The organism is Mongoliitalea sp., assembly GCF_054166905.1.
Map to the genome: position 1 here is coordinate 94,382 of NZ_JBSZCK010000024.1, position 20,383 is coordinate 114,764.

The 20,383-nt window shown below is 41.5% G+C and carries 18 protein-coding genes and 1 tRNA gene; 3 read left to right on the top strand and 16 right to left on the bottom strand.

The genetic code is table 11. From position 1 onward, the window contains the following. Positions 1-249 precede the first annotated feature (249 nt). Positions 250-1,821 (bottom strand): glycerol-3-phosphate dehydrogenase/oxidase, encoded by a 1,572-nt coding sequence (locus ACXIUD_RS08190; RefSeq protein ID WP_458052136.1) that lies wholly within the window; start codon positions 1,819-1,821, stop codon positions 250-252. A 126-nt stretch (positions 1,822-1,947) separates the two neighbouring features. Between ACXIUD_RS08190 and ACXIUD_RS08195 the strand changes: the two genes are divergently transcribed. Further along, positions 1,948-2,709 carry a DeoR/GlpR family DNA-binding transcription regulator gene (locus ACXIUD_RS08195; protein ID WP_458052137.1) on the top strand — a complete coding sequence of 254 codons (762 nt, stop codon included), beginning with the start codon at positions 1,948-1,950 and terminating at the stop codon, positions 2,707-2,709. Between the two features lie 348 nt (positions 2,710-3,057). Here the strand turns inward: ACXIUD_RS08195 and ACXIUD_RS08200 are convergent, their stop codons facing one another. The 13 genes from ACXIUD_RS08200 to ACXIUD_RS08260 form a co-directional block, all read right to left on the bottom strand. Further along, positions 3,058-3,579 (bottom strand): phosphoglycerate mutase family protein, encoded by a 522-nt coding sequence (locus ACXIUD_RS08200; RefSeq protein WP_458052138.1) that lies wholly within the window; start codon positions 3,577-3,579, stop codon positions 3,058-3,060. Between the two features lie 428 nt (positions 3,580-4,007). Beyond that, a complete protein-coding gene (locus tag ACXIUD_RS08205) occupies positions 4,008-4,742 on the bottom strand; it encodes an RluA family pseudouridine synthase (RefSeq protein WP_458052139.1) in 735 nt (244 codons plus the stop codon). A 4-nt stretch (positions 4,743-4,746) separates the two neighbouring features. Then, a complete protein-coding gene (locus tag ACXIUD_RS08210) occupies positions 4,747-6,327 on the bottom strand; it encodes a peptide chain release factor 3 (protein WP_458052140.1) in 1,581 nt (526 codons plus the stop codon). 539 nt (positions 6,328-6,866) lie between these two features. After that, positions 6,867-7,937 (bottom strand): DUF3810 domain-containing protein, encoded by a 1,071-nt coding sequence (locus ACXIUD_RS08215; RefSeq protein ID WP_458052141.1) that lies wholly within the window; start codon positions 7,935-7,937, stop codon positions 6,867-6,869. Then, positions 7,930-8,511, bottom strand: a complete 582-nt coding sequence (locus ACXIUD_RS08220; protein WP_458052142.1) for a NifU family protein — start codon at positions 8,509-8,511, stop codon at positions 7,930-7,932. Before ACXIUD_RS08220 ends, ACXIUD_RS08215 begins: the two co-directional genes overlap by 8 nt. Before the next feature lie 56 nt (positions 8,512-8,567). After that, a complete protein-coding gene (locus ACXIUD_RS08225) occupies positions 8,568-9,230 on the bottom strand; it encodes a porin family protein (RefSeq protein ID WP_458052143.1) in 663 nt (220 codons plus the stop codon). 55 nt (positions 9,231-9,285) lie between these two features. Then, entirely contained in the window at positions 9,286-12,033 is a 2,748-nt protein-coding gene (locus ACXIUD_RS08230; RefSeq protein ID WP_458052144.1) for a carboxypeptidase-like regulatory domain-containing protein, read from the bottom strand. Between the two features lie 93 nt (positions 12,034-12,126). Then, a complete protein-coding gene (locus ACXIUD_RS08235; protein WP_189584672.1) occupies positions 12,127-12,336 on the bottom strand; it encodes a hypothetical protein in 210 nt (69 codons plus the stop codon). A 20-nt stretch (positions 12,337-12,356) separates the two neighbouring features. After that, positions 12,357-13,883, bottom strand: a complete 1,527-nt coding sequence (gene gltX, locus ACXIUD_RS08240) for a glutamate--tRNA ligase (protein WP_458052275.1) — start codon at positions 13,881-13,883, stop codon at positions 12,357-12,359. A gap of 184 nt (positions 13,884-14,067) precedes the next feature. Then, entirely contained in the window at positions 14,068-14,439 is a 372-nt protein-coding gene (gene rplS, locus ACXIUD_RS08245; RefSeq protein WP_458052145.1) for a 50S ribosomal protein L19, read from the bottom strand. A gap of 86 nt (positions 14,440-14,525) precedes the next feature. Beyond that, entirely contained in the window at positions 14,526-15,212 is a 687-nt protein-coding gene (gene trmD, locus ACXIUD_RS08250; protein ID WP_458052146.1) for a tRNA (guanosine(37)-N1)-methyltransferase TrmD, read from the bottom strand. A 3-nt stretch (positions 15,213-15,215) separates the two neighbouring features. After that, the gene (gene rimM, locus ACXIUD_RS08255; protein WP_458052147.1) at positions 15,216-15,746 is read right to left on the bottom strand and encodes a ribosome maturation factor RimM; all 531 of its coding nucleotides are present in this window, start codon (positions 15,744-15,746) and stop codon (positions 15,216-15,218) included. Between the two features lie 14 nt (positions 15,747-15,760). Further along, complete coding sequence (locus tag ACXIUD_RS08260; RefSeq protein ID WP_458052148.1) at positions 15,761-16,303, bottom strand: 30S ribosomal protein S16; 543 nt, start codon at positions 16,301-16,303, stop codon at positions 15,761-15,763. A 342-nt stretch (positions 16,304-16,645) separates the two neighbouring features. Here ACXIUD_RS08260 and ACXIUD_RS08265 point away from each other — a divergent pair. Continuing rightward, a tRNA-Arg gene (locus ACXIUD_RS08265) sits at positions 16,646-16,717 on the top strand. Between the two features lie 247 nt (positions 16,718-16,964). Here ACXIUD_RS08265 and ACXIUD_RS08270 read toward each other — a convergent pair. Together ACXIUD_RS08270 and ACXIUD_RS08275 are read right to left on the bottom strand one after the other, a co-directional pair. Beyond that, positions 16,965-17,690, bottom strand: a complete 726-nt coding sequence (locus tag ACXIUD_RS08270; RefSeq protein ID WP_458052149.1) for an energy transducer TonB — start codon at positions 17,688-17,690, stop codon at positions 16,965-16,967. Between the two features lie 424 nt (positions 17,691-18,114). Then, positions 18,115-19,449: an amidohydrolase family protein gene (locus tag ACXIUD_RS08275; RefSeq protein WP_458052150.1), complete on the bottom strand. Its 1,335-nt coding sequence runs from the start codon at positions 19,447-19,449 to the stop codon at positions 18,115-18,117. A 173-nt stretch (positions 19,450-19,622) separates the two neighbouring features. Between ACXIUD_RS08275 and ACXIUD_RS08280 the strand changes: the two genes are divergently transcribed. After that, positions 19,623-20,381, top strand: a complete 759-nt coding sequence (locus ACXIUD_RS08280) for a hypothetical protein (RefSeq protein ID WP_458052151.1) — start codon at positions 19,623-19,625, stop codon at positions 20,379-20,381. Positions 20,382-20,383 lie beyond the last annotated feature (2 nt).

Genomic DNA, 20,383 nt, shown 5'->3' on the forward strand with positions numbered 1-20,383 from the left:
TGCTACACTTGGTACATTTATACGGGAGGTTGATTGTCAACGGTCGACTGTCAACGGTTTCGATCGTGCTTTGGAAGATATAACGTTTTTCATAAAACGAATTCTAAACTTTGTACTTGGTACTTAGTCAATTTTCACTGCAGTGTCCATGTTAGGGAGCAGTGTTGGTTCGGGAGATAGAGCGTTTTCCATTAAACGAATTCTATACTTTATACCTGGTACATGGTACTTCGTACAGCCCTTCCTCCCTCAACCTTCATCCATCAATATATACTTATTCGCTAATTTTTCAAATTCTTGCAATTCGTCTGCTATCCATTGTTCGTCTTTGCCGAGGACATTTGCCATGAGTTCTGCTACTTTGGGCGCCATTTGTTGGGCTACTCGGGCATCTAGCAGGAGGACCCGCATGCGTCGGCTGAGAATATCTTCTACTTTCATTGCCATCTCATGTCTCGTACTCCAAACAACTTCTGCTTGTGTGTAAGGGTAATTTGGATGCAGCAATGTTCCCAACTCAGGTTCTTGCTCGATGAGGTCTTGAATTTTTTTAGCTTCGGAGCCGTATCCTCTCCAATGTCCTTCCAAAGGCTTTTGTGTATACCCATGATAGTGGATAGGAGCAGAAGCAGATGGCGCTAGCTTTTCCCCTGTGACACGACTAAATTCCTCCACAGTATCTTCTCCCATTTTTCGAAAGGTGGTCCACTTACCTCCTGTAATGGAGATCAATTGACTATCGGAAACAATCACCTTATGAGAGCGAGAAATTTCCTTGGTCTTGGTACTCCCCTCTTTCGGAGCTGCCAAAGGCCGTAAGCCTGCAAAAACAGCCTTGACATCCTTGCGGGTAGGAACTTTCTCAAGGTACCCTTGTGCCGTTTCTAATATAAAATCAATTTCCTTACTCAAGGCCTCCGGTTCCAATTTGGCTTTTTCCCGTAAAGTATCCGTAGTGCCTACCACCAATTTATCTAACCAAGGCACTGCAAATAGCACCCGTCCATCAGAAGTCTTCGGAATCATCAGCGCATCCTTCCCTCCCAAAAACGATTGGTCCAACACTAAATGAATTCCTTGGGAAGGTTGAATACTTTTGGGAGCTCCCGGCTGATCCATTTGGAGAATTTTGTCGGCAAAAACTCCTGTTGCATTCACCACCATTTTTGCCTGAATTTTGTACTTCGATTTACTCAGATTATCCTTGACTTGAAGTCCATTGATTTTTCCAGAGGAATCTTTGTTAAGGGAAATCACTTGCATGTAATTCAGCATGCATCCACCCATTTCATCACAGGTTTGAGCCACACTCAGCGCCAACCTTGCATCGTCAAACTGTCCATCATGGTAGACTACTCCCCCCATCAGTCCTTTTTCTTTGATTTGTGGGAGTCTCTCTTTGGTTTCTTTTTTAGAAATAAACCTAGACTTCCCTAGTCTCAATCGACCTGCCATCCAATCATACATTTTCAATCCAATGCTGTATTGCAATCGATCAAACCAGCCATAGATAGGTATAATAAACGGCTGATTAAAAGTCAAATGAGGAGCATTTTGAAGCATGCGCCCGCGTTCCTTCAATGCCTCTAAAACCAAAAAAATATCTCCCTGCGCTAAATACCGAACACCTCCATGCACCAACTTTGTGCTTCGGCTTGAAGTCCCTTTGGCAAAATCTGATTTATCAACCAACACCACAGACAATCCTCTGGACAAGGCATCCAAAGCAACTCCCAAACCCGAAGCTCCTCCCCCGATTACCGCAATATCCCATAGGTAATTTTCGTCCTGTAATCGAAGAAGGTTTTTATTTCTATCCATTTTACTGTTCGTTTGTTCAAAAATATCAAAAAAAGAAATAAACCGAAACAAAAAGAAACTTTTTATTTTTCAACGATTTCTTTTATGCTCCTTTTTGAATACTTTTAGGGAACCAAACGCAGAAAAATGACCATAGCAGAGCGACATAAGCATATTTTAGATGAATTAGCGAAAAATGGTTTCGTCAGTGTAACGGACTTGAGTAAGGAATTGGATGTAACCGTCGTCACTATTCGGAAAGACCTGAAAATTCTGGAAGACAAAGGCTTGCTGTATCGCTCCCATGGTTCTGCAACATCAGTTTCTCCGTATGTTAACGATCGATCTGTCAGCGAAAAGAAGTTGGTACGGGTGGAAGAGAAATCAAAAATCGCCCAAAATGCGATAAGCTTGGTGGATGAAGACGATGCGATCATTATTGGTTCGGGAACTACCGTGGTAGCTTTTGCTCAAAACATTCCCAAAAGTAAAAAGCTGACCGTACTCACTGCTGCCATGAATGTGACCTTGGCTCTGATAGATGCCCCCGCCATAGAAGTCGTGCAATTGGGAGGCGTAGTCCGAAAGACCAGTAGTTCGGTAGTGGGCCACTATGCAGAGGATATGCTTAGACAATTTGCCTGTTCCAAGTTATTCTTCAGTGCAGATGGTGTGAGTTTGGAAGATGGACTGACCACCTCACACATGATGGAAGCCCATCTCAATTCACAAATGATGAAGGGGGTTCAAAAAATCATCCTCCTGACAGACTCCAGTAAATTTGGCAAAAGAGGTTTTGGTAAAATCTGCAATCTCGAAGATATTGACATTGTCATCACCGACGCAGGTATTCCCGATTTGTACAGAGAGAAAATGGAAGCGATGGGGATTGAGGTGAGGATTGTTTAGGAGAGGCGAGATTTTAGACCTTAGACACTAGACTCAGGGGCGCGCATGGGACTAACGTCTATCTTTCAATCTGAATAATTTTTCACTATCCACTGCTCAATTCCCTTCCAACGCCGGGGGTTAAAACCCACGGCAATTGATACAGGTATTATCTAGAAGATAAGCTGAATTTTATTTCTCTTCATGGGTTAAAACCTGCTCCTATTGATGGGAGTATTCATTAAAAATTTTGCCCATTCATATCTTTAAATTCTAATCCCATAGGTGGGTTAAAACCCACAGGATCAATTCATTCAAAATTCTTCATTCCTAATTCTTCATTCTTCACTGCTCACTGCTCACTCTTCACTAATTAAACTCCCTATATTCCCTTCTGACCACCGAACTGGAGCCGTCTTTTTCTAAGGTGATTTCAAAGATGAAGCTATATTCTAAATCTTCCAGCTCTGGATACTGCCCTCCATCTTGCACAAAGTAATTGACTACATGATGAATGGTATTGCTATGACCGACTACCAGAATATTGCCTTTCCGCTTCCTTAATTCCTTCACAAGATCATCATGCTTACGGACTTCATAGATTTCCAAGGTCAAGCCTGGAGTTTTTTCAATCAAAGGTTGAGCAGTAGCTCTTGTGCGGATAAAATCGGTGCTGAATACATGTTCAATTTGCTTATCGGAAAGAATTTCAGCCAACTTTTTGGAACGAACAGTCCCCGCCACACTCAAATAAGGATCATCCCCGGTCAACAATTTCTCCGCATGCCTCACCACGTAAATCATCTTCGGTTCCTGCTTAGGCCCACAAGACCATAAAAGAAGTGTAGCTAAGAAGAGTATTCCTGTGTAGATTCCGAGTTGCTTTAACATAGACTTATTTTAGTTTGTATTGTACAAAGTACCAAGAACCAAGTACCAAGTATGGATTCAGGAAATAAAAAGGATAATCGTATTTCAATCACAATCGTGCCGTAAACAGTCGACAGTGGACCGAGGACCTCCAATTAATCACTGAAATGTACCAAGCACCATGTACAAAGTACCAAGTAGGGATTCGTGTATAAGAGACCTAGCAGGTTTCTAAAACCTGCCAGGTCTTCGTAATTACTAATCATTCAACCCCCCATTAACTACCTCAACACTAAAGCGTATTTCGTAGCCCTACCATTCCTCATTATTCATTCCTTGCTTCGACTCCGCTCAGCACAAGCATTCCTAATTCCCCACTGCTCACTTTTCACTGCTCATTTCCAACTGTTTGCTTCGACTTCGCTCAGCACAGGCACTGTTCACTCCCCTCACCCACTAAACGTATTTGCTACATGCTGATCTTTGGCTTTGACGGGTTCAAACTCCAGGTATTGTTCCCAGAACGCTTCTTCCGGTAAAGCGGCACGTAGATAGACTTTCTCTTTTTTGATCGGATGTACAAAGATCAAATGGAACGCATGCAAGTTGATGTTTGCATCTGGGTTTGGTTTATGGAATCCATACTTGATATCTCCTCTAATCGGACAATCCATGGATGCCAACTGCACGCGGATCTGATGTGGTCTACCAGACACGGGACGCACCTCTAAAAGCCAATGATCATTCATCTTGCCTAGGGTTTTGTAATTCAACTCAGCTTTTTGTGAACCAGGAACCTCTTTAGCATAAGCCTTCACGAAGTTTTTCTGCTCATCTTTTACCAAGTAATGCGTCAATTTTCCTGATTCCTCTTTTGGCTTGTTTTTGACTACTGCCCAATAAACCTTATGAATATCGCGCTTGCGGAATAATTCCATCATACGCTCCAAGCCTTTGGAGGTCCTTGCAAAAACCACCAAGCCACTCACAGGTCTATCCAAACGGTGGACAGGGTGCAAAAATACTGCCCCTGGCTTCTCATATTTGGCTGCAATATATTCCTTACAATAATCAGTAAGTGTTTTATCTTTCGTTTTATCTCCTTGTACCAGGATACCCGCAGCCTTGTTAACCACCAAAAGGTGATTATCTTCGTAAACAACGGAGAATGGTTTCTTTTTCATCTACTTAATATTCCGACGTGAAATGAAATTCAATTTCTGGATAGTTATCCTGCACCATCTGCAACCAAGCTTTTGACTCGGCCATAAAGACCAATTTATCATCTTTGTCTCTGGCAATGTGCCTACTCTTGGAACGAACAAACTCATCCAATTGCTTCTTGTCCTTACTGCTGATCCAGCAAGCTTTATACAAATTCATAGGAGAAAACTCCACGGATGCATTGTACTCCTGCTTCAGTCGAAACTGAATTACCTCAAACTGTAATTGACCCACAGTACCTACCACTTTACGATTACCCATTTCGTAGGTAAAGTATTGTGCCACCCCTTCCTCCATCAATTGCTTCAAGCCCTTTTCCAACTGCTTGGTTTTCATGGCGTCTTTATTGATGACCTCCTTAAAAATCTCCGGAGAAAAGCTAGGAATCCCTTTGAATGTCAAGCTTTCACCTTCCGTCAAAGAATCCCCAATTTTAAGATTACCTGTATCATACAAACCGATGATATCCCCCGGAAATGCCTCATCTACAATCTCTCGATCCTGAGCCATAAACTGGGTCACATTGGAAAAACGCAAGGGCTTTGGACCTCTTACATGATTGTAGGGCTTATTTCGCTCAAATTTCCCCGAGCAAATACGCAAAAAAGCAATTCTATTTCGGTGATTAGGATCCATGTTCGCATGAATCTTAAATACAAACCCTGAAAACTTAGACTCCTCTGGTAGTACTTCCCGCTCTTCAGCATTCCTACTTTTGGGCGCTGGCGCTATATTGATGAACGTATCCAGCATTTCGTTGACACCGAAATTATTCACTGCAGAACCAAAAAATACAGGGGCTACTCTTCCTTCCAAATATTCGTTTACATCAAAATCAGGATACACACCCTCAATCAATTCCACATCTTCTCTCAATTGATTAGCTGGATTCTGACCGACCAGCGTATCCAATTCAGCATCGTCCAAATTTTCTATGACTGTTCGATCATCTGAAAGTTTTCGCTGACTTGGAGTAAAGAGGTTTAACTTTTTATCATAGAGATTATATACTCCCTTAAAACTTTTACCCATGCCAATGGGCCATGAGAGCGGACGGACTTGTATATTCAATTTTGTCTCTACCTCATCCAGCAACTCGTATGGATCTCTCCCTTCTCTATCCAACTTATTGATAAAGCAAATCACAGGCGTATTTCGCATGCGGCAGACCTCCATCAACTTTTCCGTCTGAATCTCTACCCCTTTCACACAGTCAATCACCATAATCACGGAATCCACCGCTGTCAATGTACGGTAGGTATCTTCCGCAAAGTCTTGGTGACCCGGAGTATCAAGTAAATTGATTTTTACACCTTTATATTCAAAGCCCATCACAGAAGTAGCCACGGAAATCCCCCGCTGCTTTTCGATTTCCATCCAGTCAGACTTGGTGGCCACATCTATCTTATTGGATTTCACGGCCCCCGCAGTCTGTATAGCTCCTCCAAAAAGTAGAAGTTTCTCAGTCAAGGTAGTTTTTCCCGCATCCGGGTGAGCGATGATGGCAAATGTTCTGCGCTTCTGTATTTCGGTAGTCAAACTCATCTAAATTCCTGATTCAGTTTTTTTTCAGTCTGCAAAGGTACGGTAAATTTCCGAGAAAAGAGGGGTGAAAGAAAGGATGAAGGAGGAAGGATGAAGGAGGAAAATAATTAGGAATTTAGAATGAGGAATTTGGAATGAGTGCAAGACTTACCTTGCAGGCTTTGCGAGCAACCGTAGCGGTCGTGGCGTGAAAAAATGTCGAATGATGAAGGAATATAAAGGATGAGGGTTGAAGGATGAAGGATGAAACCCAATCCAAGGAGCCATGCGAGGAAATTTTAAAATCAATCCTATGAGAGCATCTAAACTATGCCACAAATTTTTCTTTACATCTTCTTCTGTGAAATCTGGGAAATCTGTGGACTTTTTTATTTTAGTCCCGATAGCTATCGGGATTAGAATTCAGATTTTAGATTTGGCATGAGGAGCCCACCATTTTTGCGTCTTTGCGACCCTGTCTTCCGACAGGCAGGTTTGCGTGAAATTCAATCCCGAAGCTTTGCACCTTCATGTGATTCGTGCCATTCGTGGACTTTTTTTCAATCCCTCAAGGTATTTCTCCAAGCGAAGGCCAACATGGGCAATTGTTGATAGCTATTCACTCCCGCCTTGACCCCTTGGGTTTTCAGGAAAAGGTCATTGGACTTACGGCTAATTTCAAGGTTGATGGGCTTGATCTGCTCCTGCAGTCTTTGGATGGAAAGTAAATCATTTCGGATGCCTGAAGGAAGTGCTTGATAAAACTCCCTGTAAAGATCACGTGACATTCGAAACAAATCATTCATTTGATATCTAAGCAATCGAAGTTGACCGGAGTATTGTAGCAAAGGATCTTCAGAATTGGAGCAAATGACCCAAGCAATGAAATTAGCCTCACCCTCATCTGTCACTCCATAGCTATGTGCCATTTCGTGTGCAATGGTAAAGGGTTTTTCTAAAGGATGTAAAGTTGGATCAATGTAACTTTCACCTGTAAAAGGGAAATAAATCCCCAAAATCCCCATCCTTCGCATAAAACCTGCTGGATAAAACTGCTTGGTCCGTGGCTCTCCTGTAAAATTTAAGCCCAAGAGGTATAAATTCTCCCGCATATTGGCCCTGACCAAGCGCTCCAAACTATCATAGACAAGAATCTCCTCAATCGCAACTGTGTCTTGTGTAATGGTATTGCGAAGGTTATTGACTATACGCAGAGTCAGGTTCATTTCATCCTCCAACTGCTCCTGATTCAACGGGAGGGGATTAAGATTGACTTGCTGAAAAATCGGAATTCGCTGATAGTTATACCCCCAAAGAACTAAGAAAAAAAATACAATAGCACCCAAGCTATTGAATAGTGAGCGAATACTATATCCTAATTTATTCTTCCAGCCCTGCTTTTGGAGAAAGTAATAAATGAATATGCCAATAAATATAAAAATGGAAGCAACAAAAAGATAGACGGTAGCAAATGGTAACTTGGATATGGTAGCATCCACGATATTGCGAATACCAGGAAAAACAGTTCTAGAGTAAACCAATTCGGTTTTCTCAGGGTACTTAATAGCAAAGTGCCTGACCAGCAAGCTAGTCAGGCCTAAGATTGTCCAAGTCCAATTTCCTTTAAACACCTTCTGCTTGTACTTCTTTTACCTCCGGAATCATTCGGGTAAGAAGATTTTGGATTCCTGCTTTCAAAGTCACGGTACTGGAAGGACAGCCCGAACAGCTCCCCTGTAACAACACTTTGACAATACCATCTTGAAAACTATGGAATACAATCGCTCCACCATCTTGTTCAACGGCGGGACGTATATATTCGTCCAAAATTCCTTTAATTTTTTTCACTATTTCGGAGTCATTTTCATCAAAGAGTGGATCTTTATCATAGACCACCGTCACTGCTGACTTCCCAGACTCCAAGTATTTTTTGATATGTTCACGGACAAAGTCCTGAATCTCGAACCATTCTACATCCTCTTTTTTGGTAACTGTAACGAAATTGGCAGCGATAAACACACGCTCAACGGCTGCAAAATTAAACAGTTCATTTGCTAAAGGGGATGTATCTGTACTCTCTTGCGTAGGGTAATCAAAACTTATGCCATCATCTGCCAACATAAAGTTGACCACAAACTTCATGGAGTTTGGATTTGGATTGGCTTCCATGTAAATATGTACGGGACGTTTTTGAGCTTGCAACATGTCGATTGGATTTAATTCTACTTCTATACCTCAAAACACACCAAATAGTTCCTCTCTCACTCTTTTTTCCACTTCGGCTTGACCAACTGGAACATATACGTCAAGGATACTTCAATCGTAGAAGAGTTCATGTCAAAAATCCTATCTTGGGATTCTGGTCGTGCAAATTCATATCCAAAGCGCACATCGCCTGCCAAGGTTGACTTGCCAAAAAGCTTGGACAATCCAGCTCCAAGGGTCAATCCATACATGAAGCGGTTAGGATTATCTCCTGCCTGACCATAGGTCGGAAGAAATATCGGATTGTCAGTAACCTCTCGCTTGATGTCAACCGCATTGATCAACATGCCCACGTGAGGCCCTAATTTGATATGAAAGCGACCGGAATTACCGAAATAAAAATTGGACAAAAGGGGCATTTTTAAATAGCGCAATTCTGTTTGATTCTCACCGCCGGAAATACTATCCCGTTGGGTGTAACCCAAACTCAATTGATGAATTTCCAAAGCAACGCCTGCATTTTTATTGCCAAAATACTCTACTACAAGTCCATAAATGGGAGCATTGATATTGGATGTGTTAATAGCCGGACGGCCTGGCTCGGGTCTGTAGGTGATGGAAGAAGTCCCAAAGCCACCCCGCACACCAACATTCAACTGAGCAAAAGCTTCCCAACTCATCAATAATAGTAACCCAAACAGCAGATAGGATAATTTCATGCTCAAAAATACGGTAGATCTTTTATAAATCGGAATAGTAATAAATAATTAGCGCTTATTTACGAATAGGAATCGTATAGGTAGCATGAATGGGCTGTCCATTGATGGTCAACCCTTCGACGGTAACTGTTTTTGGAGAGTCCAAATCATTGGTATAAAAGGCTATTTGCACTTTACCCGAGACAGAGTCTGTAATCAAATAGGGATTCCAGTACAAGGTGGCACGTTCATCGTACAGCGGTGCATCTTCCAACGTCCCATAATCGAGTTGTACAAAATTAGAAGGAGGATGATATCCTTCTACGACAAATGAACTCATACCTGGATTACCAGCTAAAAAGTCTGCTGTCTTCATTTCTCCCTTTTTCAAATAAATCGCAATGATACCATTCCTTCCCATATCCCCCATGATTGAAAGCATTCGGGTCACTACTTCTACCCGATCCACGTCGTTGGGATTGATCGAGCGGATAATATTAGCAGCAGAACTTGATGGCAACACATTCCCATCCAGCATCACCAATGGTTCCATAGAATTAGAGACAGAAGTGGCACCCCCTCTTAAGGTAACCTGCCCCAAAGAATTGACCATCATCCCCGGCACGTAGGCCTTAATTCCTAACAACAAATCAGCTGCATTTCCTCCACGCATTAGGGATTCCCCTGCGATGACATAATCCGCATTTCCATAAATGGCTTTTTCGCTTCTATTTCTGGCAACTTCGACTTTGACTTCTTCCAAAACCAACTCAGATCTGCGCTCTCTAAATATAGGTTGATCCCTACTCTCAATGCTTGGCATAACCGCATGGACAGGTATAAAAAAAGGAGGTTTCAATTGAGGAGTCAATTCAAAGGTTCCGTAGCCTTTTCCCTTTTTATCCACCGCCAAAAATGAAAAATCTATTGGACCATAAAAATCCATTTCATCAATTATAAATGATCCATCTTTCTCCGTTTCCCAGTCTAACTCCCCTTCAAAATTATTGATATACACCGTAAATGGTGTGGCTGTAGCTTTCCCTTTGTCATTTTTGAAAATCCCTGATAGATTAAATGTATTTTCAACCTGATTGGTGAATTTTTCGGTAGTAATATGAGCAGGAACTTCTTTGATGGCCAAATTTTCAACAATTCGAGAAGGAACCGCATTGGGCAAAACCAATCCATCATCCGTAACGCTTATCGATAGGTTGGAAGCAACAGGTCTATTATTTGCATCTTTGGCTTCTATTGACAAAACTACTAGCGTCCTAGTAGCTGGCTCAGCAGGTTCTGCTTGAAAAGTAACTTTTACAGGAAGATCACTTGTTGAGTTTTGAAGAGGTTGTATGACTTTCTGGGTTACATCCAACACAGGTAGAGTTTGGACAAAATAAGCATCAGGCCCATAATTCCGGTTCCATTGGGTAAAGGCTCTTAAATAGTAAGCATTTCCATCCAATCGCTCCGGTAAGAAAAAATCTCCCACGGCTACCCCATTTTCAATTTTGAGCTTTCGCTCCAAAATCACATCCCTGTCTTCGGATAGGAGTTCTACATACAAGACCTGACTCAATTCACGTCGATTTACAGAATTGGTATAATTCATATAAGCCTTGAAAAACACCTGATCTCCTTTGTAGTAATACGACCTATCTGTATGCAGATGAATGCGCTCTTGCAAGCTATTAGCATCTCGAACCACTTGGGCTTGCATTTGAGCAGCTAAAGAAGGACTATAATCAAGGGGAAGCAGGTTTCCAACTTTACTTTTATCCATATCGCCAGAAAAAATCACATCCTTTTGATTCACAACCATCCCGTTAGAAGTCACTGTAACATAGTTTCCATTGACCTCTAGCCAGGAAATCGGATACGGAGCATCTTTATAGGTATTGACCTTGGAGTAACCTTTTTCATAATGAATTTCAATTCTCCCTTTTAAAAACAGTCTATATTCACCCGGGTTTTTACCTGGTGACACCAAGTTATTTGGTTCATAGTTGATTACAGATTTGCCCAATTCATCTGCAAATACATCGGAGCGCATATTCCTTGATTCTGAACCACCGGGCTTATCTCCATACAGATAAAATCCCTCCTGATTGTGTCTCCCAATGATCATCGCACGAAACATATTAGCCGGGGAACGCAAATAGGTATCCAAGCGATTGGCTCTCCAAAGGTTGCGTGTTCGGTTATCTGTTGCCTCCAATTCTTCAAATCGGGTCGCCCCTACTATGACATAGGATTGATTAGTAAATTGAAATTCTTTCAAATCAAAGGTCAATAAGTATCCTAGAGCATTGTTCTTGATTTGAATTGGTTGGTATGCAAATGCCCGAAAAGCGGCATTGCTGTTGTCCTCGGGAAAATCGATCACCCATGGATTTAAAATTTCACAGGTAGATGCAATTTCATCTGTACCTAAAAAATAATTGCTAAACTTTTTCAATTCTCGCTCCCAAGCTTTATCCCTTGACGCTTTGATCTCCACATCACTTAATTCCTGCTCAGTAGGCATCAGATTAATGGAAATACTTTGGGAAGTACCAGCCCTTACAGCCACCGTTTTTTGCTGTGCTTGGTAACCAATAAAGGAAAAACCCACCTCCACATCTCCTACCAAAACACCTGACAAGGTAAACGCACCTTCAAAATCCGTGGTCGTGGCAATAGTCGTGTTATTAATAAAAACATTACAAAATGGAAGCGGTTCTTTCGTCTGCGCGTCCAATACAATACCTGTTATGGAACCTGTTTGGGCATATACCTGCAATGCAAAGAACCAAGCTACGATTGCTAAAAATACCTTTCTCATGTTGATGAAATTTGGGACAACTAAAAGTAAACTATTTTAAGTTTTGAAAAAAGAAAAGCGCTCCATTTACCTGAGCGCTTTTCCATTTTCTTATCAAGAGTCAGAAGACTTACCTTCTTTGATATCATCAATATCCTCTCGATCTTTTAGCTTTTTGTCTTCGACATTTTTATTCAAAAACTCATTCAACTTCTCAATGGAAAAGCTGCTAGAAATCTCACCAAATGAGTTGATGCTCATTTTGAATCCTTCCAAATCCTTATGGACTTTTGGATTTTCTTCTTTTTTGGGTTTTTTCGCCATGACTCCAGCTATTTTTGATTCTATAAAGTTGATACGGCAAACTGAATGCGTTTGATCAATTCATCCTTGCCGATTATTACAAATACCGCCATCAAATCCGGACCTGCGCCTACACCTGTCACAGCCAATCGTACGGCCTGCATGATTTTGCCTAACTTAATTCCATTGCTTTCAGCTGCTTTTTCAAGTAAGGCTTTGGCCAACTCAGGAGTGAACTCCGATGTATCTGCTGCTAATTCTTGAGTGTAGCTATTCAATACCGTCACTGCATCCTGATTCCATTTTTTGCCCGCCACATCTTGATCGAAGCTTTGAGGAGCAGTCAACATGAATTTACCTTCTTTCCATAAGTCTGCAGGGAACGTTGCACGTTCTTTCATGATGCTTGCAATTTTTGCTGCTTTGATGGCATCCACTTCCAACCCATCCTTAGCAACTTCTTCTTGCAAATAAATCGCTAGCTCCTCATCAGATTTAGCTCTGAGATACTGTTCATTGTACCACTTGGCCTTGTTGATATCAAACTTGGTTCCAGATTTCCCAATGCGCTCAATACTGAAAGCTTCCACCAGTTCATCCAAGGTAAACATTTCTCTGTGATCTCCAGGGTTCCAGCCCAAGAAAGCTAAGAAATTGATCAATGCTTCTTTCAGGTATCCTTGTTCACGGAAGCCCATGGCTTTATCTCCTGAGTTTGGGTCCTGCCAGTCCATCGGAAAGACTGGGAAACCATGTTTGTCCGCATCACGTTTAGAAAGTTTACCATTACCGTCTGGCTTGAGCAATAAGGGTAAGTGCGCAAACTGAGGCATAGTATCTTCCCATCCAAAATATTTGTAAAGCAATACGTGCAAAGGAGCAGACGGCAACCACTCTTCTCCACGAATTACATGGGTGATTCCCATCAAATGGTCATCCACAATATTGGCCAGATGGTAGGTTGGCATTCCATCGGACTTCATCAACACTTTATCATCCAAGGTAGAGCTGTGCACCATTACCCAACCACGGATCATATCATTGAGTCTTACTTCTTCTTTACGAGGAATTTTGATTCGGATCACATAAGGTTCACCCGATGCTAGTCTTGCTTTCACCTCATCCTCTGGCAAAGTAAGAGAGTTTTTCATTTGTGTACGCGTGATGGAGTTGTACTGTGGGGATACCACACGGGCAGCAGTCAGACGCTCTCTCATGGCTTCCAATTCTTCGGAAGTATCGAATGCGTAATAAGCATGACCTTTTTCAACCAAATCCAAAGCATACTGCATATACATAGGTTTGCGCTCAGACTGACGGTAAGGAGCACAATCTGCAGGATTCCATGGACTTTCGTCAGGAGTGATTCCCAGCCAATCCAATGCATCTTTGATGTACTCTTCAGCTCCCGGAACAAAGCGAGTCTGATCGGTATCTTCGATTCTCAACAAAAATTTGCCATTGTTTTTTCTGGCAAACAAGTAATTGTAAAGAGCAGTTCTTACTCCTCCGATATGTAGAGCTCCTGTGGGTGAAGGAGCAAAGCGAACGCGTACTTCTCTATTCATCTTGGTTTTATCTTCTGTCATTCAACCCATTTTGGGTATCAATGGTTGGTTTGGTTTCTGAAAATCAGGGTGCAAAGATAGTAAATTTTGAACAGAAAGCCGTGAGCTATTGCCGGCATTCCAAAAAATCAAACAGAAAAGGGAACCCTCTCGGATTCCCTTTTCTTGCAAAGATTTGCTTTGATTAAGCGTCTTTCTTTGTTCTGATTTTTTCCTTGATTCTGGCAGACTTTCCTTGACGGCCTCTTAAGTAGAACAAACGAGCTCTTCTCACTTTACCTTCTCTCAACAATTCGATTTTTTCAATTGCAGGAGAAAGGATAGGGAAAATTCTCTCAACACCTACACCATTGGAAACTTTTCTTACTGTGAAAGTTTCACCATTGGAGTTAGGGTTTTTTCTTTGGATGACTGTTCCTTGGAATTGCTGGATTCTTTCTTTGTTACCTTCTACGATTCTTACGTGAACGTTGATGGTATCACCAGCTTTGAAAGAAGGGAATTTAGCTCTTACCTCGCTGTATTCCGCTTCTACGATTTTCATTAGTTCGCTCATAGCTTAAATGTTTTATTTGCTTGTAGCATTGCGCACCCGCGCAGTCTTGAATGAATTCTATTATTAGTGCTTGCTTACAATCGCCTTTAGAAATCTTTCCCTTCCAATAGGTCGGGTCTTCTTTCCTGTGTACGGCGAACCGATGCTTCAAATCTCCAGGCTTCGATATTGGCTTCATGACCTGATAGCAATACATCTGGAACTTTCATTCCATCATACTCCGCTGGTCTAGTGTAGACCGGTGGTGCTAGCAGTCCATCTTGGAAGGAATCTGTCAATGCGGATGTTTCATCATTGAGCACGCCCGGTATCAATCGGATGATCGCATCTGTCACTACGGCAGCTGCCAATTCTCCTCCTGATAAGACGTAATCCCCAATGCTGATTTCACGGGTGATCCATTTTTCACGGACCCGCTCATCCACACCTTTGTAATGACCGCATAGAATCATGATGTTTCCTTTCAGAGAAAGCTCATTGGCCATATTCTGGTCAAAGGTTTTTCCGTCAGGACTCATGTAGATAACTTCATCATAGGTCCGCTCCGCCTGCAATGCTGTGATGCACTTGACGATGGGTTCCACCATCAGGACCATTCCAGCACCGCCTCCAAATGCATAGTCATCGACCTGCTTTTGTTTGCCGCTGGCATATGCTCTGAGATTGTGTACTCTGACCATTGCGATGCCTTTATCTTCTGCTCTTTTTAGAATAGAATGTGCAAAAGGCCCTTCCAATAAGCCAGGAACCACGGTAATGATGTCTATACGCATGGGTTAACCTTCCAAGTAGATGTCAAGTAATCCTGTGGGTAATAGGCAATAAACTTTTTTATCTACCTTGTCAACCTTCATGACGATCCCATCCTGAATCGGGATAAGGACTTCTTTGCCTTGATGGTCGACACCCATTAGATCTTGGGTTTCTAAGTCATAAATGACTTTTACTACCCCTATACTTCCCAGTACTTCGTCCAGTACTTCGAATCCTATCAATTCATGGTAATAATATTGATCTTCCGGCAGCTCTTCCAATTGTGATAGCGGGAGAAACAAACCTGAACCCACGAGTGGAGCAGCTGCTTCTACTGTATCGTAATCCTCAAACTTTGCGAGCACTTTGTTGCTATGTTGCCATACAAAATGTTCTAAGAAGAAAGGGACCAATCGGGACTTTTGCTCTACGAATACATGCTTGAGGTCTTCGTAGTCTTCCGGATAATCTACATCGAGTACGATGCCTACTTCACCATGAAGTCCATGAACTTTGGCTATATGGCCCAATTGAAAACAATTGTCTTTGTTCATGGTGATATGAGATATTAAGCTTGAGTTTCCTCTTCGCCTTCAGCAGCAGGAGCTTCCTCAGCAGCAGGAGCCTCTTCAGCAGCTGCAGCAGCTTTAGCTTCTTCTTCTCTTGCTTTGATAGCGTCCAAACGCGCTTGGTTTTTCGCTGCTTCAGCTTCCAATGCTTTTTGACGAGCGTCAGCTTTAGCCTTAGATAAGGATTCCACTTTACCGCCGATTGCAGCATCTTTGCCAGACTTCCACGCTTCAAACTTCGCATCTGCTTGTTCTTGCGTGATAGCACCTTTCATTACACCGATTTGAAGGTGTTTTTTCAACAATACACCTCTGTAAGATAACATAGCTCTTACAGTATCTGTTGGCTGTGCACCGTTCATCAACCAAGTGAGCGCACGCTCGTTGTTGATGGTGATAGATGCAGGGTTAGTGTTTGGGTTGTAGGTACCCAACTTCTCGATAAAGCGTCCATCACGTGGAGCTCTCGCATCAGCTACTACTACGTCATAGATGGCCAATTTCTTACGACCTCTACGCGCTAATCTGATTTTAACTGCCATATAAATTTGATATTTAGTGAATTGATGGATCCCGTCCATCTTAAATTTTGGACTGCAAAGATACGGCTAATAATTGTAAATCAGCAAATCACCTGAAATATATTTGCTTAATTGTGAGGAATTGGGTTAAATTTGATCAAATGAGAAAGGAGAAAGGATAGCGGAGTAAGTGAATGGGGAGAAAATAAGAATCATGAGTGAATCATTAGGAAAGAAAAGAACAAAATCCATCTTGATTCTTGATTCTTGTTTCTTTTCTCTTGAGTCAAGATTCTGCTTACAACCGTTGAGTCTAAGCTCTGGCATCCTACTTGCAGCAGGCAAGTCTCCATGTCTTTACCAGGCCCTGTAGTTCAATGGATAGAATAGTTGTTTCCTAAACAATAGATATGGGTTCGATTCCCGTCGGGGCTACTAAATAATAATGAAAAGAATTGATCAGTCAATTTTTTTTAATAAATGTTGAGGCAACGTATTTCCAAGTCTTTTTTGGAACCTTGATTTACCTGATCAAGTTGCGCATTTTTAGTCCTAACGTTTTTTGATTTTAACACTAACTCCCTGTTTTTCATATGTAAAAAACTCACTCCTTTTTCTTACATTAAGGGTAGAAGTATATAAGAACTATCTTCGAAAATAATACCTAAAAAATTAGGCTTATTCATTCTAAAACGAACCTAACAGGTAAATACAACCATGCATCAATGGGATAGTCTTGAAGGTCCACAGCATATATAAACCCATCTTCATAAAGGTCTATGATTCTAAGAGCCTCCTTAGCCAAAGATTTATGAACCTCATTTGGGTTCATCACTACTTTTTCCAGCAAAGTACCATTTGAACTGATTTTCAAGCCTAGCAAAACTATGCCTTGAGCCCCAACTCTCCTAGCTACGACTGGATAAGTTAATTCGCTCTGAATAAACCTTTCCCAGGAATCCACTGACCTAAAGCTTGGCTTAAATACATTCCTATCTACAAAAGACCCATTAAACTCTCCCTCACAAAAATTTCCGGCACAGGCCAATTCTAAAACTACCCGACTACCATTGTGTACTTGGGTGTATGTTAGTCCTTCTTCAAATTCGGTTATTTCTATTGAAATTAAATCCCCATCAGTTCCGTATTTAGAAACTTGTATGCGCTCCACTCCATTATCTCCAAGAGTTGTTTTTCGATTTTGAACTAAGCGATGATCCAGGGTATAAATTTTTTCTAAGATTTCCCCCTCGGAAGACATAGTTTTTACATCATTGTAGGTGTGCTCTCCAAATCCAAGCGTTAGAGGATAAAAATGCTCGTTCAGAGGAATAATTTCACGCTCTTGAGCAATTGCATGAAAAGTAAAAAACAAAAAAGCTATTGATAGGATAAATAGTTTTCGCATAATATGGATCAATGACTAACTTTTAAACACTAATCTACAATAATTTCGAATAAATTCCTGACAGCTCATTACAGGAATCTCCGAAAAATAAAAACGAGGATATCAATACAGTGGTACTGCCCGATATCTGCGTTGTATGCGACCCTACCAAGATAGATGAATGGGTTGCGTAGGTGCTACAGACCTAATTGTTGAAGTTTTGTCCCTCGGAAACAATCGAAATGAATTTTAACAAAAGCCTGATGTCTACCTAGAAGTCGGTGTACTGTAATACTGGATTGTGCAACTAGTAGAATGTAAAATTATGATTTACACGCTGATTGACGGGGAATATCAAACCTCTAAATCAATGACCATGGGGAATTCGCCTAAACACATGCAGTGAAAGAATTTGAATTGGATTTGACATAAGTATTCGAAATTATCAATCCATAGCATGCTTGTACAGCTTACCTTCCTTCATAATCACCACAAACTTCTCTTCTGGATTGGCGATCAAGGAGAGATCAGCCAAGGGGTCTCCATCTACCAAAATCAAATCCGCCAAAGCACCCACTTCCACTACTCCAAGTTTCCCTGGATAGGGACTTCTGAGCCCTGAAAGTTGCAATAATTCAGCATTGTCATGAGTGACCATCTTCAATATTTCAGCATTTGTAAACCATGGTTGTAATTTCAGAATAAATTCATTTTGTCGATCATTAAGCTCTGGTTCAAATAAAAAATCCGTACCCCAAGCTAGTTTCAGTTTCAGTTTTTTAGCTAAAGGCCATACGCGTGTTTGTCCTTCAAGTAACGAAGCACGCTTGGCTATTCGCTGCGGATCCATATTTGGTGTATTTTCCACCAACATCTGAGTGGATAACCAAACCTTCTTCCTTCCTGCATAACGCAGCGTTTTCTCATCCAGTAATTGTCCGTGTTCTATGCATTTGACACCTGCATCTATTGCTCTTCTAATTGCACGAGGAGTATAGGCATGCACCATCACATAGGTACCCCAATCCTCTGCCGCCTCAACGGCTGCCCTCATTTCGTCAAAAGTATATTGAGTGACATCAATGGGATCATACGCAGAAGAAGATCCTCCCCCTGCCATCAACTTTATTTGGCTTGCTCCAAATCGTAAATTCTCTCGAACTGCCGTCAAAACCTCATCCCTTCCATCTGCTATAAACGTAGCATTGAAGCGCTCTGCTCTCGATGGCTCTCCAAAAAACCTTCTGGATTGCTCATCCGGTGTTCTAAAATCCCCATGACCCGCTGTTTGAGAAATGGTTGCACCAGAAGGCCATATTCTTGGCCCATTGATTTTCCCTGCATCCACAGCCATTTTTAAAGGAAAAATAGGCCCGCCCGCATCTCTGACAGATGTAAAACCCCTCATGAGCATTTTCTCTGAATTGACCGCTACCTTTTCCATCATCATCCCCTCGGAAAACATCGGGGACATCATTTCTCGCATGGTCAATGCGCCAAAGGTCATATGCACATGTACATCAATCAATCCAGGCATTAAGGTCTTTCCTTCGCCATTAATGCGAAGCAGATTTTCCAAACCTACTCCTTCAAAAGTACCCATACCTTCAATTTTTCCATCTTTTACCAAGACATTGGTAGGTGAAGAAAGTACTTTAGCTGTACCATTAAAGACTCGTACATTTTCAAAGAGGATTGCTTGCTGCTCTTGGCCAAAAGATAAAAGAGATGAAAATGTGAGCATTAGGGCTATACCTAAGCGTATCATAGAAAAGTTCATAGCTGCATATTTATCACTTAGCTAATATAGACATTCTTTCCAAATTCCACCACAAATACCTAGCCGATTTATTAGTTAGCCCTATGATATCTTCGAGTGATCGCCACTATATCCCTATAATTTTTGTGTTTAAGAGTGCTTTTACTATATTCCCTATCAACTACTTCATGGATATGAAAAAGCTTCTGTTGTTATCTGCCAATCTTCTAAGCTTCGGCATAGCCATTTTTATGAACTATCTATTTTCTACAGGATTTGATGGTAGAAAAAGCGTAGGAGAAATCAGTGCAGCATATCCCGTGGACATAACACCCGCAGGATTTACGTTTGCCATTTGGGGATTGATTTACCTGGGCTTAAGTATTCTTTGTATTCAACTTGTTGTAGAAGCTATACAGTCCAAAGGACAAAATTTATCAGGGAAACTAGGACTATGGTTTATAGTCAGCAATGTATTTAACGGGGCTTGGATCTACTTCTGGACTTCAGAGATGCTATTCATTTCTGTCTTAATCATCCTTGGATTACTGACAAGCTTGGTCAAGCTGAGCATCAAAACGTCTGCTTTGGATACCAGTTCCGTTTTCAGTTTCAGTTATTTTAGTCAGACAAGTATTCGAATCTATACAGGTTGGGTAATTGCAGCGACTGTATTAAATATCAGTATTTGGATTAGTACCTGGGGGCTGGAGTTTTTAGCCTTTCCTGCTGTTTCGGTGGGAATCCTACTGATAGCCGCTGCAATTTATGTGCTTTCGGGATTAAAATTCAGCAGTATGGCTATACCCTTAGTGGCTTCTTGGGCTTTTTGGGGGATAGGGAGCAATAGTTCAGATATACCTGTTATTTCTACAACTGCTTTGATTCTTTCTGGTGCTATGGTACCAATTAGTTTGGTCATTCGGTATAGGAAAAGGCAATCAAATAGTTAAAG

What these genes read in the sequence shown, in the direction of transcription:
- ACXIUD_RS08200 (WP_458052138.1), bottom strand. Translation starts at nt 3,579, where the DNA reads ATGTTAAAGCAACTCGGAATCTACACAGGAATACTCTTCTTAGCTACA.
- ACXIUD_RS08280 (WP_458052151.1), top strand. Translation starts at nt 19,623, where the DNA reads ATGAAAAAGCTTCTGTTGTTATCTGCCAATCTTCTAAGCTTCGGCATA.
- gltX (WP_458052275.1), bottom strand. Translation starts at nt 13,883, where the DNA reads ATGAATAGAGAAGTACGCGTTCGCTTTGCTCCTTCACCCACAGGAGCT.
- rimM (WP_458052147.1), bottom strand. Translation starts at nt 15,746, where the DNA reads ATGAACAAAGACAATTGTTTTCAATTGGGCCATATAGCCAAAGTTCAT.
- ACXIUD_RS08205 (WP_458052139.1), bottom strand. Translation starts at nt 4,742, where the DNA reads ATGAAAAAGAAACCATTCTCCGTTGTTTACGAAGATAATCACCTTTTG.
- ACXIUD_RS08235 (WP_189584672.1), bottom strand. Translation starts at nt 12,336, where the DNA reads ATGGCGAAAAAACCCAAAAAAGAAGAAAATCCAAAAGTCCATAAGGAT.
- ACXIUD_RS08195 (WP_458052137.1), top strand. Translation starts at nt 1,948, where the DNA reads ATGACCATAGCAGAGCGACATAAGCATATTTTAGATGAATTAGCGAAA.
- rplS (WP_458052145.1), bottom strand. Translation starts at nt 14,439, where the DNA reads ATGAGCGAACTAATGAAAATCGTAGAAGCGGAATACAGCGAGGTAAGA.
- ACXIUD_RS08270 (WP_458052149.1), bottom strand. Translation starts at nt 17,690, where the DNA reads ATGCGAAAACTATTTATCCTATCAATAGCTTTTTTGTTTTTTACTTTT.
- ACXIUD_RS08190 (WP_458052136.1), bottom strand. Translation starts at nt 1,821, where the DNA reads ATGGATAGAAATAAAAACCTTCTTCGATTACAGGACGAAAATTACCTA.
- ACXIUD_RS08260 (WP_458052148.1), bottom strand. Translation starts at nt 16,303, where the DNA reads ATGGCAGTTAAAATCAGATTAGCGCGTAGAGGTCGTAAGAAATTGGCC.
- ACXIUD_RS08230 (WP_458052144.1), bottom strand. Translation starts at nt 12,033, where the DNA reads ATGAGAAAGGTATTTTTAGCAATCGTAGCTTGGTTCTTTGCATTGCAG.
- ACXIUD_RS08220 (WP_458052142.1), bottom strand. Translation starts at nt 8,511, where the DNA reads ATGTTGCAAGCTCAAAAACGTCCCGTACATATTTACATGGAAGCCAAT.
- ACXIUD_RS08275 (WP_458052150.1), bottom strand. Translation starts at nt 19,449, where the DNA reads ATGAACTTTTCTATGATACGCTTAGGTATAGCCCTAATGCTCACATTT.
- trmD (WP_458052146.1), bottom strand. Translation starts at nt 15,212, where the DNA reads ATGCGTATAGACATCATTACCGTGGTTCCTGGCTTATTGGAAGGGCCT.
- ACXIUD_RS08225 (WP_458052143.1), bottom strand. Translation starts at nt 9,230, where the DNA reads ATGAAATTATCCTATCTGCTGTTTGGGTTACTATTATTGATGAGTTGG.
- ACXIUD_RS08210 (WP_458052140.1), bottom strand. Translation starts at nt 6,327, where the DNA reads ATGAGTTTGACTACCGAAATACAGAAGCGCAGAACATTTGCCATCATC.